Raw genomic sequence first — 14756 nt, 5'->3', positions numbered from 1 at the left:
TCTCCTTCAGTGATTACGACTGCGGCGCCTGCTGCACGTGCGCCACGGCCTTGCCCTTCATCATGGCGCCGTACACGACGGCGGCGATGGCCACGCCCACGAACCAGGCGTAGGTGTAAATGGTTTTAAAGCCTTCGGCCACGCCGGGAAACGCCGTGGGAAAAGCCGCGTTCAAAAAGCCCGGGATATTCGGCAGCACGGCGATGACAAAGGCGATCAGCGCCGCCATGTTCCAGCCATTGCCATACGAGTAGACGCCGTCGTCGCGGTACAGCTGCTTCACATCAAGCTGCGTCTTGCGCACAAAATAATAGTCGACGATGAGGATGCCGGCGATGGGCCCCAGCAGGGCCGAGTAGCCGATCAGCCACGTGAAGATATAGCCCTGCGTCGACTCGAGCACCTTCCACGGCATCATGACGATGGCGATGAAGGCCGTGATGTAGCCGCCCATCTTGTACGAAATCTGCTTCGGCGCCAGCGATGAAAAGTCGTACGCCGGGCCCACGAGGTTGGCCGCCAGGTTGACGCTGACCGTATCGATCAGCAGGATGATCAGGGCGATCAGCACGGCGGCGCCCGTCATGCGGCTGGCCAGGTCGACAGGGTCCCAGATGGCCTTGCCGTACATGACAACGGAACCCGCCGTGACGATCACGGCCAGCATGGCCAGCAAACCCATGGGCACGGGCAAGCCGATCGACTGGCCGATCACCTGGTCGCGCTGCGTCTTGGCAAAGCGCGTGAAGTCGGGGATGTTCAATGCCAGGGTGGCCCAGAAACCCACCATGGCCGTCAAGGATGGCCAGAAGACGCTCCAGAACTGGCCCGCCTTTTTACCGCCGGGGATGAACTGTGATGGCTGGTCCAGCAGGCTGGCCACGCCGCCGGCCTTGCTGTGCACCCAGTACAGCAGCACGAAGCAAATGAGGATTTTCAGCGGCGCCGTATAGGTTTCCAGTTTGCGGATCGATTCCATGCCATGCAGGATGTAATAGAACTGGATGGCCCAGAAAGCCAAAAAGCACAGCAACTGGCTGCCGTTGATGCCCAGGCCCGCGATCTTCTCGCCGCCCAGCTCATGCCCCATCAGCACGCCCATCAGGGTGTAGATCATCTGGCCCCCGAACCAGGTCTGGATGCCATACCAGCCGCAGGCGACGATGGCGCGCATCAGGGCGGGCAGACGCGCCCCCATGGTGCCGAACGAGGCGCGCGCCAGCACCGCATACGGAATGCCGTACTTGGTGCCCGCATGGCCGATCAGCAGCATGGGCAGGAGCACGATGGCGTTGGCGAGAAATACCGTGAGCACGGCCTGGTAACCGGACATGCCGCTGTCGATCAGGCTGGCCGACAGGGTGTAGGCGGGAATGCACATCACCATGCCGACCCACAGCGCGGCAAAGTGATACCAGCGCCAGGTGCGCTGCGCCGCCGTGGTGGGCGCCAGGTCTTCATTCCAGAGTTGCGTGTTGCCTGAATAGTCGTGGTTCACAGGTATGCTCCATCGGTTGGGAGGGAATCGGTTTTATAGAAACGGCGCGACCTTTAAGTCGATCTAGCTTACCGCAAAGGCCGGCCGCTGTTTACAAATAAAACGCACGCAATAACCGTGCCCTATGCCGACTCCGCCAACGCCCGAGGGTTGCGCGGATCCTGCGTCCAGTTCATGTATGGCTTGCCTGTCGTCTGCGGCACCATCGTGATGCAGCCCTGCACCGGACAGGTGATTTCGCACAGGTTGCAGCCCACGCATTCCTCCTTGATCACCTCATACGTGCGCGTGCCGGCAGAGTCGATCAGTTGCGCAATCGACTGGTGCGAGGTGTCTTCGCAAGCCACGTAGCACTTGCCGCATTTGATGCAGTCGTCCTGGTTGATCTGCGCGATGACCTGGTAATTCATGTCCAGGTATTTCCAGTCCGTCGTGTTGGCCACGGCCTTGCCGGAAAAGTCGCTGATGCGTTCATAGCCCTTTTCATCCATCCAGCGCGACAGGCCATCCTTCATCTCTTCGACGATGCGGAAACCATGCAGCATGGCGGCCGTGCACACCTGCACGCAGCCCGCGCCCAGGGCGATGAATTCGGCCGCGTCGCGCCAGTTTCCGATGCCGCCGATGCCGGATATGGGCAAGCCGCGCGTCTGCGGATCGCGGGCGATTTCCGCCACCATGTTCAGGGCGATCGGTTTGACGGCCGCGCCGCAATACCCGCCGTGCGTGCTGGCGCCGCCCACGATAGGCAAGGCCACCATCCGGTCCAGGTCCAGCGAGGTAATCGAATTGATGGTGTTGATCAGCGAGACGGCATCCGCGCCGCCCGCCTTGGCCGCGCGCGCCGGCATGCGCACGTCCGTGATGTTGGGCGTGAGCTTGACGATGACAGGCAACTTGCTGTGCTTCTTGCACCAGGCGGTGACCATCTGCACGTACTCGGGCACCTGGCCCACGGCCGCGCCCATGCCCCGCTCCGGCATGCCGTGCGGGCAACCGAAATTGAGTTCGATGCCGTCCGCCCCCGTCGCCTCGACCTTGGGCAGGATATCGGCCCAGTAGTGTTCTTCGCAGGGCAGCATCAGCGAGACGATCATGGCGCGGTCGGGCCAGTCCTTTTTCACCTGCGTGATTTCGCGCAGGTTGATTGCCAAAGAGCGGTCGGTGATCAACTCAATATTGTTGAAGCCCACCACTTCACGGTTCTTGCCGTACAGCGCGGAATAACGCGACGAAACGTTGACGGCGGCCGGGTCTTCACCCAGGGTTTTCCACACGACGCCGCCCCACCCCGCCTCGAAGGCGCGCACCACGTTGTAGGCCTTGTCGGTCGGCGGTGCGGACGCCAGCCAGAAGGGATTCGGCGCCTTGATGCCGCAAAATTCGATGCTGAGATCAGCCATTATGCAGCCTCCACTTTATTGAACAAATCGGAATGGATGGCCAGTGCGGCCAGCTTGCCATGCTGGACGGCTTGCACCGTCAAGTCCTGCCCCGGCGCCACGCAATCGCCGCCCGCATAGATCCCCGGCAGCACCGTGCGAAAGCCCCCATCTACGGCGATCTTGTCGCCTTCGCGTTTCAGCAGCGACGCCATCGGGTCAATCAGCACTTGCGTGTCGAGGCTCTGGCCGATGGCCTTGAAGATGGCATCGGCCGCCACGTCGAACGTTTCCCCCGTGCCCGCCAGACGCGTGCCCTGCATGGCCGTTTTTTCGAAACGCATGCCGGCCACCTTGCCGCCAGCGTCGAGCAGCACTTGCTGCGGCTGGGCCCACGTCAGCATGCGCACCTGGTTCGCCTTGGCGATTTCCTGTTCATGGTGGGTGGCCGTCATGGCGTCGAAACCGCGCCGGTAGACGAGGGTGACTTCCTCGGCGCCCAAGCGCTGAATCTGCACGGCCATGTCGATGGCCGTATTGCCGGCGCCGATCACAATCGCGCGTTTCGGCACGGGCAGCGCGGCCAGGTCGTCCGCCTGGCGCAGCGCGCTAATATAATCGACGGCGGCCAGCAAGCCCGGCGCATCTTCGCCCGTCAAGCCCAGCTTGCGGCTGGCGCCCAGGCCCAGTCCCAGGAAGACGGCGTCGTACTGCGCGTGCAAGTCGCGCAGCTGCACGTTCTCGCCCAGCGCGTGGCGACATCGGATCTCGATGCCGCCGATATCGAGCAGGAAGTCGATTTCCTTTTGGGCGAAGTCGTCCGTCAGCTTGTACTTGGCGATGCCGTATTCATTCAAACCACCCGCCTTGTCTTCCTTTTCAAAGATCACCACATCGTGGCCCAGCATGGCCAGGCGGTGCGCGCACGACAAACCGGCCGGCCCCGCGCCGACGATGGCTATCGTCTTGCCCGTGGCGGCCGCCCGCTGGAACGGGTGCTGTGCAAAATGCATGTGATCGACGGCGTAGCGCTGCAAGAGGCCGATCTTGACGGGCTGGCCTTCCGCGTCGTGATTGCGCACGCAGACGTCTTCGCACAGGATTTCCGTCGGACAGACCCTGGCGCAGCTGCCGCCCAGGATGTTCTGTTTCAGGATGCCGGCGGCGGCGCCGTTGATGTTCTTGTCGTGGATGTTGCGGATGAAGCTGGCCACGTCGATTTCGGACGGGCAGATACGGCTGCACGGCGCGTCGTAGCAATACAGGCAGCGGGCGCTTTCGATGGCGGCCTGGCGCGCCGTGAGCGGCGGCGCCAGGTCCGTGAAATGGCCCGCCAGTTCTTCGTTGGGCAGGGCGGGATGGGGCAAATAGTTCAAAGACTCGATCATCGCGTATTCCTCTTGTTATGTGCGGCCGGCTTGTGATTTGAAACCCTTACTTCATCTGGGGAAAAGCAAATTCCACACCAGCGCTTGCCGTGTTCGGCCAGCGCTGCATCACGGCCTTGTGGCGCGTGTAGAAACGCACGCCTTCGGGGCCATAGGCGTGGTGGTCGCCAAACATGCTGCGCTTCCAGCCGCCGAAGCTGTTGAAGGCCATCGGCACGGGCAAGGGGATATTGACGCCCACCATGCCGACCTGGATCTGGCGCACGAATTCGCGCGCCACGCCGCCGTCGCGCGTGTAGATGGCCACGCCGTTGCCATACTCGTTGGCGTTGATCAGTTCCACCGCGTGCACCACGTCTGGACAGCGCAGCACGCACAGCACGGGGCCGAAAATTTCTTCCTTGTAGATGTTCATGTCGCGCGTGACGTGGTCGAACAAGGTACCGCCGACAAAGAAGCCGTTCTCGCGGCCCGGCACCACGTGGTTGCGGCCATCGACCACCAGGGTCGCGCCCTGCTCCACGCCCGAGGCGATGAGTTTTTCGATGCGCTGCTTGGCGGCCAAGGACACGACCGGTCCCATTTCCGCACCATCCTCCATGCCGTCGCGCACTTTCAGTGCGGCCGTGCGCGTTGCCAGTGCATCGATCAATTTGTCGCCCGCGTCGCCCACGGCCACCACGACGGAGATGGCCATGCAGCGTTCGCCCGCCGAACCGTAGGCCGCACCGATCAGCGCATCGACCGTCATGTCCATGTCCGCGTCGGGCATGACCACCATGTGATTTTTTGCGCCGCCCAAGGCTTGTACGCGCTTGCCGCTGGCGCTGCCGCGCGCATAGATGTATTCGGCGATCGGCGTCGAGCCGACAAAGCTGACCGCCTGCACGACAGGATGGTCGAGCAGGGCGTCGACAGTGACCTTGTCGCCCTGTACCACGTTGAAGACGCCGTCGGGCAAGCCCGCTTCCTTCAGCAGTTTCGCGTGCAACAAAGAGGCCGATGGATCGCGCTCGGACGGTTTCAGGACAAAGGTATTGCCGCAGGCGATGGCGACGGGGAACATCCACATCGGCACCATCACGGGGAAATTGAATGGCGTGATGCCGGCCACCACGCCGAGCGCCTGGCGCATGGACCAGGCGTCGATGCCGCGCGAAATCTGGTCCGTGAATTCGCCTTTCAGCAACTGCGGGATGCCGACGGCAAATTCCACCATCTCGATGCCGCGCGCCACCTCGCCCTGCGCATCGGCAAAGGTCTTGCCATGCTCGCGCGTGAGCATGGCGGCAAATTCGTCCGTATGCTGCTGGCACAGTTGCAGGTAGCGGAACAGGACACGGGCACGCGTCAAGGGCGGCGTGGCGGACCACGAGGGGAAGGCGGCGGCGGCCGCCTGCACGGCCGCGTCGACGTCTTCCACGGTGCCCAGCGCCACCCTGGCCACGGGTTCGCCGAGGGCGGGGTTGTAGACGTCGCCGTAGCGGCCACTCTGGGTGTCGACTTTGGCGCCGTTGATGTAGTGGGTGATGGTGTCGAGATCAGTCATGATGCACTTTCTTTTGTTAAACCCGAATCAAGCGCCGGGTCAGTCTCTTCGAGATTGTTATGCGCCCCATTGGGACGCATAACCCCGGCGGGTCTGACCCCGGATGTTGTTTTGGGTTTGCCGTTCAATCGAGATTTTTAAGTACCTTGGCCAGCTTGCCAAACAACTCGTCGACATGCTGTTTTTCCAGCACCAGCGGCGGCGACAGGGCGATGATGTCGCCCGTCGTGCGTATCAGCACGCCGTCGGCGAAGGCCTGCTTGAAGGCGTTGAAGGCGCGCGTGCCGGGCTTGCCGGCGATGGGGTCGAGCTCGATGCCGGCGATCAGGCCGATGCTGCGCAAGTCGATCACGTGCGGCAAGCCTTTCAGGGAGTGCACGGCGTCGCTCCAATACGCCTGCATGTTTTTCGCGTGACCAAGGATGTCCTGTTCCTCGAACACTTGCAGGGTCGCCAGCGAGGCGGCGCAGGCCAGCGGGTGGCCGGAATACGTGTAACCGTGGAATAGCTCGATGCCGGCTGGCGCGTCCATGAAGGCGTCGTGGATATGTTTTTTGCTGAACACGGCGCCCATCGGCACCATGCCGTTGGTCAGGCCTTTGGCCGTCGTCATCAGGTCAGGCTCGACGTCGAAATAATCGGCGGCGAACGGCGTCGTCATGCGGCCGAAGCCCGTGATGACTTCATCGAAGATCAGGAGGATGCCATGCTTGGTGCACAGTTCGCGCAAGCGTTTCAGATAGCCTTTCGGCGGGATCAGCACGCCCGTGGAACCGGCCACCGGTTCCACGATGACGGCGGCGATCGTCGAGGCGTCGTGCAGGGCGACGATGCGTTCCAGTTCATCGGCCAGGTGGGTGCCGTATTCGGGCTCGCCCACCGTGTAAGCATTCTTGTCCAGGTTATGCGTGTGCGGCAAGTGGTCCACGCCGGGCAGCAAGGGGCCGAAGGTCTTGCGGTTGCCGCCGATGCCGCCCACGGAAATGCCGCCGAAGCCCACGCCGTGATAACCGCGTTCGCGGCCGATCAATCGGGTGCGTGCGCCCTCGCCGCGCGCCCGGTGATAAGCCAGCGCTATCTTCAACGCCGTGTCGACGGCTTCGGAACCGGAGTTCGTATAAAACACGTGGCCAAATTTATGCCCCGTGTAATCCATCAGTTTTTCCGCCAGGTCGAAGGCGGCCGGATGGCCCATCTGGAACGTGGGCGCGAAGTCAAGCTGGCCCACCATCTCGCGGATGGCGCCGACGATTTTTGGCTGCGCATGGCCGCAGGGCACGCACCACAGGCCGGCCGTGCCATCGAGGATGGCGTTGCCGTCGACGTCCTTGTAGTACATGCCTTCAGCCGACACGAGCAAGCGCGGGTTGGCCTTGAAATCGCGGTTATTCGTAAACGGCATCCAGAATGCCGACATCGATTCCGGCCTTGTTTCGTTCATGACCTTCTCCTTGGGATGGGCTGGCGCGGCGCCAGGATCGTTTTTGACGAAGCGTAAAATAATTTACCAGTTGGCAAAAAGCTGATGTAATAATAGACAGGCCATCCCCAATGGCACAGATACACAAACGGCAAAGTATCCCAACCGTACAGGTCGAAAAACCACTACAGTTTTTTTTGTGCAAGGCAGCATAAGGAGCCACCGTGAAGCACAGCGACAGCACAGACGATGCCCCCGAGCAATCTACCGGCTGGCCCGTGCTGGACATCGACCGCCAGAAGAAGGGCGGCCTGGTCGAGCAGATCGTCATCGCCATCAGCGTCATGGTGGGCAGCCGCGCCCTGCGCATCGGCACGCGCATGCCGTCCGTGCGCCAGTTCGCCCGCTGCAATGGGGTGTCGACGTTTACCGTCGTCGAATCGTACGACCGCCTGGTCAATCTGGGCCTGCTGTCGTCGCGCCGCGGTTCCGGCTATTTTGTCGCGCGCCACGATATCGCCGCTACGCCACAGAGCACCGTACATGCGAGTCCCACCGCCATCGACGCCCTCACGCCGGACCTGTATTCTGGCGTGTCCGAGGCCCTGCCCGTGGGTGCGGGCTGGCTGCCGCCCGAGATGTATGGCGAGGCGACCGTGCTCGACGCCGTGCGCCAGGCCATGCGCATACCCGCCAGCCGCTTGCGCGGCTATGGCCACCCGCTCGGATTTCCTTCGTTGCGCCAACACCTGGCCACCAGCCTGTCGGAAGAGCTGTTCCAGGTGGAGCCGGACCAGGTCTTGCTGACGCATGGCGCCACCCACGCCTTCGATCTGATCCTGCGCAGCCTGACCAAGCCGGGCGACACGGTGCTGGTGGAAGATCCCGGCTACAGCAATCTGCAGTCGCTGATCCGCCACCACGGCTGCATCCCCGTGGGCATTGCACGCGGCGAGGCGGGCCTCGACCTCGATGCGCTGGCCAGCGAGGCCGCGCGCACGCAGCCCAAGCTGATGTTCGTCAACACGGTGCTGCAAAATCCACTCGGCACGTCGCTCAGCCAGGCGCAAACGCACCGCCTGCTGGCACTGGCCGAGCAATTCGATTTCTGGCTGGTGGAAGACGATATCTACCGCGAACTGGCGGCGCGCGGCGAAGCATCGCTGGCGGCCATGGATGGCTTGCGCCGCGTGATCCGCGTGGGCAGTTTTTCCAAGACCCTGTCGCCCGTGCTGCGCGTGGGCTCGATCTGCGCCTCGCCGTCGCTGGTGGCCGAACTGGTGCGCGTAAAAATGCTGGCGGGACTGACGACGTCGGAAATCAACGAGCGCGCCGTCTACCACGCCGTGTCCGCGCGGCCCTACAAGCGCATGGTGGAACGGCTGGTGGCGCAGCTCGATGCGGCCCGCGAGCGCAGCATCGACTGCCTGGCGCAAGCGGGCATGGCGCCCGTGGCGCGTCCGCGCGGCGGCATGTTCGTCAGCGCCGGCTGGCCCACTATCCAGACGCCGGAATGGAATGGCAAGATCATCGCCGACATGGCCTTGAAGGCGGGCATCCTGCTGTCGCCGAACGAATTTTTCATGCTGCGCGCGCCCGAGACGGTGTGGTTCCGCTTCAACGTGGCCTACACCGATACCCCCGTGCTGCAGGCATTCCTGCAATCGATCCGTCCACGCTAAAGAACCCGCCATGGCCAGCGACAAATCCCCAGCCCTTCCCGTGAAAAATGCCGGCGGCCGGCGCCTGCAAAACCGCGACCGCCTGGAAGCGGACATCCTCGAGCAAGCCGTGCGCGCGTTCGCGGAAAGCGGCTACGAAGGCGCATCGATCGCCACCATCGCCGAGCGGGCCGGCCTGTCGAAGCAGAACCTGATGTATTACTTCCCGTCCAAGCAGCTGCTGTACCAGCGCGTGCTCGACGACGTGCTCGACGACTGGCTGGCACGCATGGACATGCTGGCCAATGCACACGACGAGCCGCGCGACGTGCTGCGCGCCTACATCGGCGCCAAGCTGCGTTTTTCGCGCGAACAGCCGTGGGCTTCGCGCGTGTATGCGCTGGAAGTGATCAATGGCGCGCCCCTGTACGGCGCGCAGATACGAGAAAGAGTCGTGCCCCTGCTGCGCAAGGATATCGCCGTCTTCGAAGCGTGGATCGCGGCCGGCAGGATCGCGCCCGTCAATGCCACGCACCTGATGTTCGCCATCTGGGCCATGACGCAATCGTATGCGGATTTTTCGGCGCAGATGGCACTGGTGCTGGAGCGCAGGCAGCTCACGCGCAAGGATTACGAGGATGCGGAAACCCTGATCGCGCACATGGTATTGGCGGCCGTCTCCATGCCGCCGGCAGGCGAAAAAAAACCGCCTTGAAAGGCGGTTTCCTGAACGGCGCGAACGCTTACGCTGCCGTCTTGCTCTTGCGGCGGCGCGCCATGAAGCCGACCAGACCCAGGCCTGCCAGCAGCATCGCATAGGTTTCCGGTTCCGGCACGGCCGAGACATAACCGGCCACGTTGGTGGCGTTGAAAGAATGGCTGGCGTTGACCTGGATGTTCGAAGCCCAGTTACCCACCACCACGTCGCCGTTGATCTGGCCATTGCCACCGGCCATGGTCGCCAGCGGCGCCAGGATGCTGCCGTACAGGCCCACGCCGTTCAAGGTGATCGTCTGCGCTTCATAGAAGTTGTACAGCACATTATATTTGCTGAAATCGCCGTAGCCGCCGGACAGGTTCACGTTCGTGCCGCTGATATTGAGGATCAGGGTGTCGTTCGTGTGCAGGTTGCTGAACTTGAAGTTGTTCACCCCGCCCAGAGCTGCGGAAGTCAGGTCGAACACTTGCACGCCGCCCGTGCCACCCGTGAGCGTCATGCCGCCATAAGCTACGGAACTGCTGCCCGTGGACGCCACGTTCGCCAGCGAGGTCGAGGTATTTTTCAGCTGGGCCGAGGTGGAGGCAAACGATACGGGCGACGTCGTCGTCCTGGTCGCCGTGTTCAGGCCCACGCTGCTCGTCGTCGTGCTGCCGCCGACAAAGTAATTGCCGTTCTTGATAGAACCGGAGCTGTAGTTCAGATTGCCGCCAACGACCAGCGCATAGCCGGTATTGCCGTGCGTGACATAGGCGTCCTTGTTCTTGTCATTGACAGAATAGTTCGACGCCGTCAGGTTACCGGCCACCAGCACGCCGCCTTCGACATCGCTGCCGGACGCGCTGAAGTTGCTCAGGGAATACAAATTGGCGCCACCGATGCCCAAATCGACAACACCGGCTTGCGCGGCGCTGGCGGCAAACACGGTCGACAGAACGAGTACGAATGATGATTTAGGCATGATTGACATTTTATTTCAAAAAAGAAAATTAACTTGACGCCAGAATATCATATCCATCGACTTTGACATGTCTCAAACCAACAACTTTTGTAACATTAATGCAAACTTAGTTGCAAAATGAGAATCACTCCCCTGTCGCTGCCCGGAGAACGCGCAAGCCATGGGGATGACGCTGCCAACAGACGGGCAAACAGCCGTCTGTTCCGCCCTTTCAATATTGCATAGAAGCACAGCCAACTTGGTGATACGATCGCGGCAGCGCCAGACGAGGCCAGCCCACCGAGTATGAAATCATAAGGATGAAGCACGCATGAAACGATTGTCCCTAGGCGCACTGATGCTGGCATATGCCTGCGGCGCGCACGCCGATGTGTTTAACATGATCGACAACCAGCCCCTCAGCGAAACCTGGCTCAACGCGGGCTTCTATTCGTATCACTTTCAGCGCGACAAGAATTTGAACGACAGCAATCCGGGCCTGGGCGCCGAATACCGCTTTTCCACGGTCGCGTCGGTCACGGCTGGCCGCTTCTACAATAGCGACCGCGCCTACTCGAACTACCTGGGCGTGTACTACCAGCCCATCAAGGTGGGTCCGCTGCGCGTGGGCGCCGTCGTTGGCGGCTTCAGCGGCTATCCGAAGATGCGCGATGGCGGCTGGTTCCCGGCCCTGGTCCCCACCATCAGCTATGAATACCAGCGCGTGGGCGTGAATATCGCCATCGTGCCGTCCTACAAGGACCGCCTGTATGGCGCCCTCAGTTTCCAGCTGAAACTCAAGGTATTCGACTAACCGCTTGTCCCGTTTTGTCGCCGTTCGCTCCGCCATTCCTGCCATTCGTCGCATACGCGATACCTGGCAGCACCGTTTTGCCTATAGTGGCTTCATCGCCAGCATGCATACGGCAGCGGCACCAACACGACAGGAGAACGGCATGAAAGACATCAATTCGGCACCGGGCAGCACTTCCTTCAGCGCTTTCTGGAACGAGCTGTGCGCTTACACGCGCCAGGGCATGGCCGCCTTGCGCGCCATGTCCTGGCCCATGCTGCTGGCATGCTGCCTGGGCATGGCGTTCGTGATCACCATCTTGCCGCTGGCCATCATGCTGTTTGCCCTCGTCATGCTGCTGAAATGGGCAAGCAACGGCGACGATGCCGGCGCAGACGAAAAAGTACCGGGCTCGCAGCAGTCGCCGCAATAAAAATTTGCGTCGTGGCAAGAGTGCATTGATTGTTCTATGGCACTATGGATGGGCGTAGCACTGACGGGCATCAAGCCTATCCCCATGGATGGCAGGGATATGGAACGCCAGACGGTATCCATGATCGAAGCTACTCCCCCACAGCCATAGGAGTTTTCTGATGATCACGACAGCAAAAGCGACAGCAAACACAACCATTCCTTGCCTGCGTTACCGCGACGCGCCCGCCGCCATCGAATGGCTATGCAAGGCGCTCGGTTTTGAAAAACAATTGATCGTGCCTGATGGCAACGGTGGCGTCGCCCATGCGCAACTGAGCTTTGGCAATGGCATGGTCATGGTGGCGCCAGCCATCGACAGCGACTATGGCCGCCTGATGAAACTGCCTGGCGACATCGGCGGCGCCAATACGCAAAGCTGCTACCTGGTCGTCAACGATGCCGACGCCGTCTACCGCAGCGCGCGCGAAGCGGGCGCAGAGATCGTGCTCGACATCAAGGATGAAGATTACGGCGGACGGGGCTTTACCTGCCGCGACCCGGAAGGCCATATCTGGAGTCTGGGCACCTACGATCCATGGTAAAACGGAGAACAATGATTATCAGTAGCCTCACCGCCGCCAGCCTTGCGCTGATCGGCGGTTTCCTGTCCGCTCCCGTCCTCGTCGACGAACATCTCAACCGCGTCCATCCCCCGTCCGGCAAGGCGCCATCGGCAGCCACTACGGCCCTGCACGAGAGCCTGTGGATCGCCGACCTGCACGCCGACAGCCTGCTGTGGCAACGCAATCTGAACCGCGACAGCCAGCGCGGGCATGTCGACTTCCCCCGCCTGCGGCGGGCCAACGTGGCGTTGCAAGCGTTTTCCGTCGTCACCAAGACGCCGCGCAAGATGAATATCGAGCGCAATGGCAGCGACACGGACAACATCACGGCGCTGGTGGTGGCGCAAGGCTTGCCGCCCGCCACCTGGAACAGCCTGCTGGCGCGCGCCACTTACCAGGCCGACGAGCTGCGCCAGCAAGCGGCCAAAAGCGATGGCAAGGTGCGGGTCATCGGCAGCCGCGCCCAGCTGCGCAGCTTCATCGCCGCGCGCGAAAAAGACCCCGCCTTGCTGGCCGGCTGGCTGACCCTGGAAGGCGCGCATGCGCTGGAAGGAAAACTGGACAACCTCGATACCCTGTACCAGGCCGGCTACCGCATGGCCGCGCCCACGCATTTCTTCGACACGGAAATCTCCGGCTCCCAGCATGGCTTGAAGAAAGGCGGCCTGACGCCGCTGGGCAAGCAATGGCTGCGCGCCATGGAGCAGCGCAAGATGATCGTCGACCTGGCGCACGCCTCGCCGGCCACCATCGACGACGTGTTGACGATGGCGAAACGCCCCGTGATGGTGTCGCACACGGGCGTGCGCGGCACGTGCGCCAACGGCCGCAACCTGAGCGACGCACAACTGAAACGCATCGCCGCCCAGGGTGGCCTGGTGGGCATCGGCTTCTGGAATACGGCCGTCTGCGGCAAGGACGTGGCGTCCATCGCGCGCGCCATCCAGTACACGGTAAAGCTGATCGGCGCCGAACACGTGGCCTATGGCTCGGACTTCGACGGCGCCGTCACCACGGCCATCGATGCGGCCGGCTTGCCACGCTTGACGCAGGCGCTGCTCGACGCGGGCCTGTCGGAAGCGCAGATCCGCCGCGTGGCCGGTGAAAACGTGCGCGACTTCTTGCTGAAAAACCTGCCGGATGATGACGCCTAGGCCAAGGCGCTGATCAAGTCCTGGCTCGCCACCTGACGCGGGCGGATGCGTATCAGCTTGCGGTACAGCGGCGGCATCGACTCGCACAGCGCCAGCAGCGCGTCTTCCTCCATGGCCGGGCGCACGTACTGGAGCTGTGCGGGATTATTCTCCGGCAGCGCCCCTTCCATGGTGGAGCCGTAGGCGCCCAGGGTCATGAAACTGGCGGCGCCGTCATCCGGGCCGATGGCCAGCACGAAGGTGCCGTGCTTGGGGTGGCCCAGGTAACTCTTGAATTCTTCCTGCAGCGCAGGATCGGCGCTCGCCATCAACTCGAAGCGCAATTGCGCGTACTGGCGCGTGCACTCCATGAACGGGGTGCGGATGGCGGACTGGCTCACCTTGCCCGGCATGCACAGCAGCAGGTTGCCGAAGGAGTCGAGCAAGGCGGCAGCGTCGCCCTGGCCGCCATCGCGCATATCCTGCTCCATGGCCGCCTGCAGGAAGGGCGCCAGGCCCGCATCGGGCGCGTGCGGCTCGCAGCGGTAAGTCAGGGCGTCGGGATAGCGGCGGCGCAGGGCGCGCACCACGGCATGTTCGGACGGCAAGGCGGCCGGATCGCGCAGGGGGACGTCGTCGCCCGCGTTCAGCAGCTGCATCACCTGCGCCGATGTGGCCTCGAACACGAGCGAACACAGAGCCTGCGTCGCCTCGTGGATGCTCTTGCCGATGAAAAAAGATTTGGGTGCGGCGCCGGAAGGCAGGCGCGCATATTCGGTGGCGCCGCGCACGGCCGGGTAGTAAAAGCTGCGGCCGGCCTGCGCCCGCAGCGGCGCCGGCAAGGCCTTGAACGTGGCGCTGCCATCATAATTGATGCCCGCCTTGACGTCGGGCGCGGCCACCACCACGTTGAAACCGGCGGCCAATATCGCCCCCGTGCACATGCAGCAGGGGTCGAGCGAGGTGACGATGGTCAGTTCCCCCGGCGGCGGCAAGGGCACGCCCTTGGCCCGCTCGGCGAAATACCAGTCCACCAGCTGGCGCTCGCCATGCGCCGTGGGGTCGAACACCAGACCCTGGCGCACGACGTTGTTGTGCATCGATTGCAGCACGTTGCCGGCGCCATCGAGCAGCACGCCGCCCACGCCAAATGTACCTTGCGTCTTGGCCGCCATGGCTTCGGCCGCCGCAATCGCCACGGCGGCCTGGATGTCTATCGTCTTGTTCAAGCGGATCC

Annotated in this window: 13 protein-coding genes; 6 read left to right on the top strand and 7 right to left on the bottom strand. The window is 62.7% G+C overall.

Annotation, left to right across the window (positions count from 1 at the left end; genetic code table 11):
- Positions 1-13: 13 nt before the first annotated feature.
- The 5 genes from CLU90_RS23390 to CLU90_RS23370 all read right to left on the bottom strand — a co-directional run bounded on the left by CLU90_RS23390 (position 14) and on the right by CLU90_RS23370 (position 7258).
- Positions 14-1498: an NCS1 family nucleobase:cation symporter-1 gene (locus CLU90_RS23390; protein WP_092715853.1), complete on the bottom strand. Its 1485-nt coding sequence runs from the start codon at positions 1496-1498 to the stop codon at positions 14-16.
- Between the two features lie 122 nt (positions 1499-1620).
- The gene (preA, locus tag CLU90_RS23385) at positions 1621-2901 is read right to left on the bottom strand and encodes an NAD-dependent dihydropyrimidine dehydrogenase subunit PreA (protein ID WP_198511254.1); all 1281 of its coding nucleotides are present in this window, start codon (positions 2899-2901) and stop codon (positions 1621-1623) included.
- Positions 2901-4268 carry an NAD(P)-dependent oxidoreductase gene (locus CLU90_RS23380; protein ID WP_100429024.1) on the bottom strand — a complete coding sequence of 456 codons (1368 nt, stop codon included), beginning with the start codon at positions 4266-4268 and terminating at the stop codon, positions 2901-2903. Before CLU90_RS23380 ends, preA begins: the two co-directional genes overlap by 1 nt.
- 46 nt (positions 4269-4314) lie before the next feature.
- Positions 4315-5817, bottom strand: coding sequence for a CoA-acylating methylmalonate-semialdehyde dehydrogenase (locus tag CLU90_RS23375; RefSeq protein ID WP_100429023.1), 1503 nt, complete (start codon positions 5815-5817; stop codon positions 4315-4317).
- A gap of 124 nt (positions 5818-5941) precedes the next feature.
- Positions 5942-7258, bottom strand: a complete 1317-nt coding sequence (locus CLU90_RS23370) for an aspartate aminotransferase family protein (RefSeq protein ID WP_100429022.1) — start codon at positions 7256-7258, stop codon at positions 5942-5944.
- A gap of 203 nt (positions 7259-7461) precedes the next feature.
- Between CLU90_RS23370 and CLU90_RS23365 the strand changes: the two genes are divergently transcribed.
- Together CLU90_RS23365 and CLU90_RS23360 are read left to right on the top strand one after the other, a co-directional pair.
- Entirely contained in the window at positions 7462-8919 is a 1458-nt protein-coding gene (locus CLU90_RS23365; protein ID WP_092715842.1) for an aminotransferase-like domain-containing protein, read from the top strand.
- A 10-nt stretch (positions 8920-8929) separates the two neighbouring features.
- Positions 8930-9613 (top strand): TetR/AcrR family transcriptional regulator, encoded by a 684-nt coding sequence (locus CLU90_RS23360; RefSeq protein WP_092715840.1) that lies wholly within the window; start codon positions 8930-8932, stop codon positions 9611-9613.
- 28 nt (positions 9614-9641) lie between these two features.
- Here the strand turns inward: CLU90_RS23360 and CLU90_RS23355 are convergent, their stop codons facing one another.
- Entirely contained in the window at positions 9642-10577 is a 936-nt protein-coding gene (locus tag CLU90_RS23355; RefSeq protein WP_198511253.1) for a choice-of-anchor A family protein, read from the bottom strand.
- Positions 10578-10887: 310 nt separating this feature from the next.
- Between CLU90_RS23355 and CLU90_RS23350 the strand changes: the two genes are divergently transcribed.
- From CLU90_RS23350 to CLU90_RS23335, 4 genes are all read left to right on the top strand, one after another.
- Positions 10888-11370: a hypothetical protein gene (locus CLU90_RS23350; protein ID WP_092715836.1), complete on the top strand. Its 483-nt coding sequence runs from the start codon at positions 10888-10890 to the stop codon at positions 11368-11370.
- 142 nt (positions 11371-11512) lie between these two features.
- A complete protein-coding gene (locus CLU90_RS23345) occupies positions 11513-11782 on the top strand; it encodes a hypothetical protein (RefSeq protein ID WP_092715834.1) in 270 nt (89 codons plus the stop codon).
- Between the two features lie 160 nt (positions 11783-11942).
- Positions 11943-12365 (top strand): VOC family protein, encoded by a 423-nt coding sequence (locus CLU90_RS23340; protein ID WP_092715832.1) that lies wholly within the window; start codon positions 11943-11945, stop codon positions 12363-12365.
- Positions 12366-12376: 11 nt separating this feature from the next.
- Positions 12377-13540: a dipeptidase gene (locus CLU90_RS23335; RefSeq protein WP_092715830.1), complete on the top strand. Its 1164-nt coding sequence runs from the start codon at positions 12377-12379 to the stop codon at positions 13538-13540.
- On the opposite strand, the gene CLU90_RS23330 is transcribed toward CLU90_RS23335, so the two are convergent.
- Complete coding sequence (locus tag CLU90_RS23330) at positions 13537-14754, bottom strand: nucleoside deaminase (RefSeq protein WP_175539369.1); 1218 nt, start codon at positions 14752-14754, stop codon at positions 13537-13539. The two genes, CLU90_RS23335 and CLU90_RS23330, sit on opposite strands and share 4 nt — an antisense overlap.
- Positions 14755-14756: the final 2 nt, after the last annotated feature.

The organism is Janthinobacterium sp. 67 (assembly GCF_002797895.1).
GTDB lineage: Bacteria > Pseudomonadota > Gammaproteobacteria > Burkholderiales > Burkholderiaceae_D > Janthinobacterium.
The sequence above is the reverse complement of the archived record's forward strand: the minus strand, read 5'-3'. Positions and strand labels throughout refer to the sequence as shown.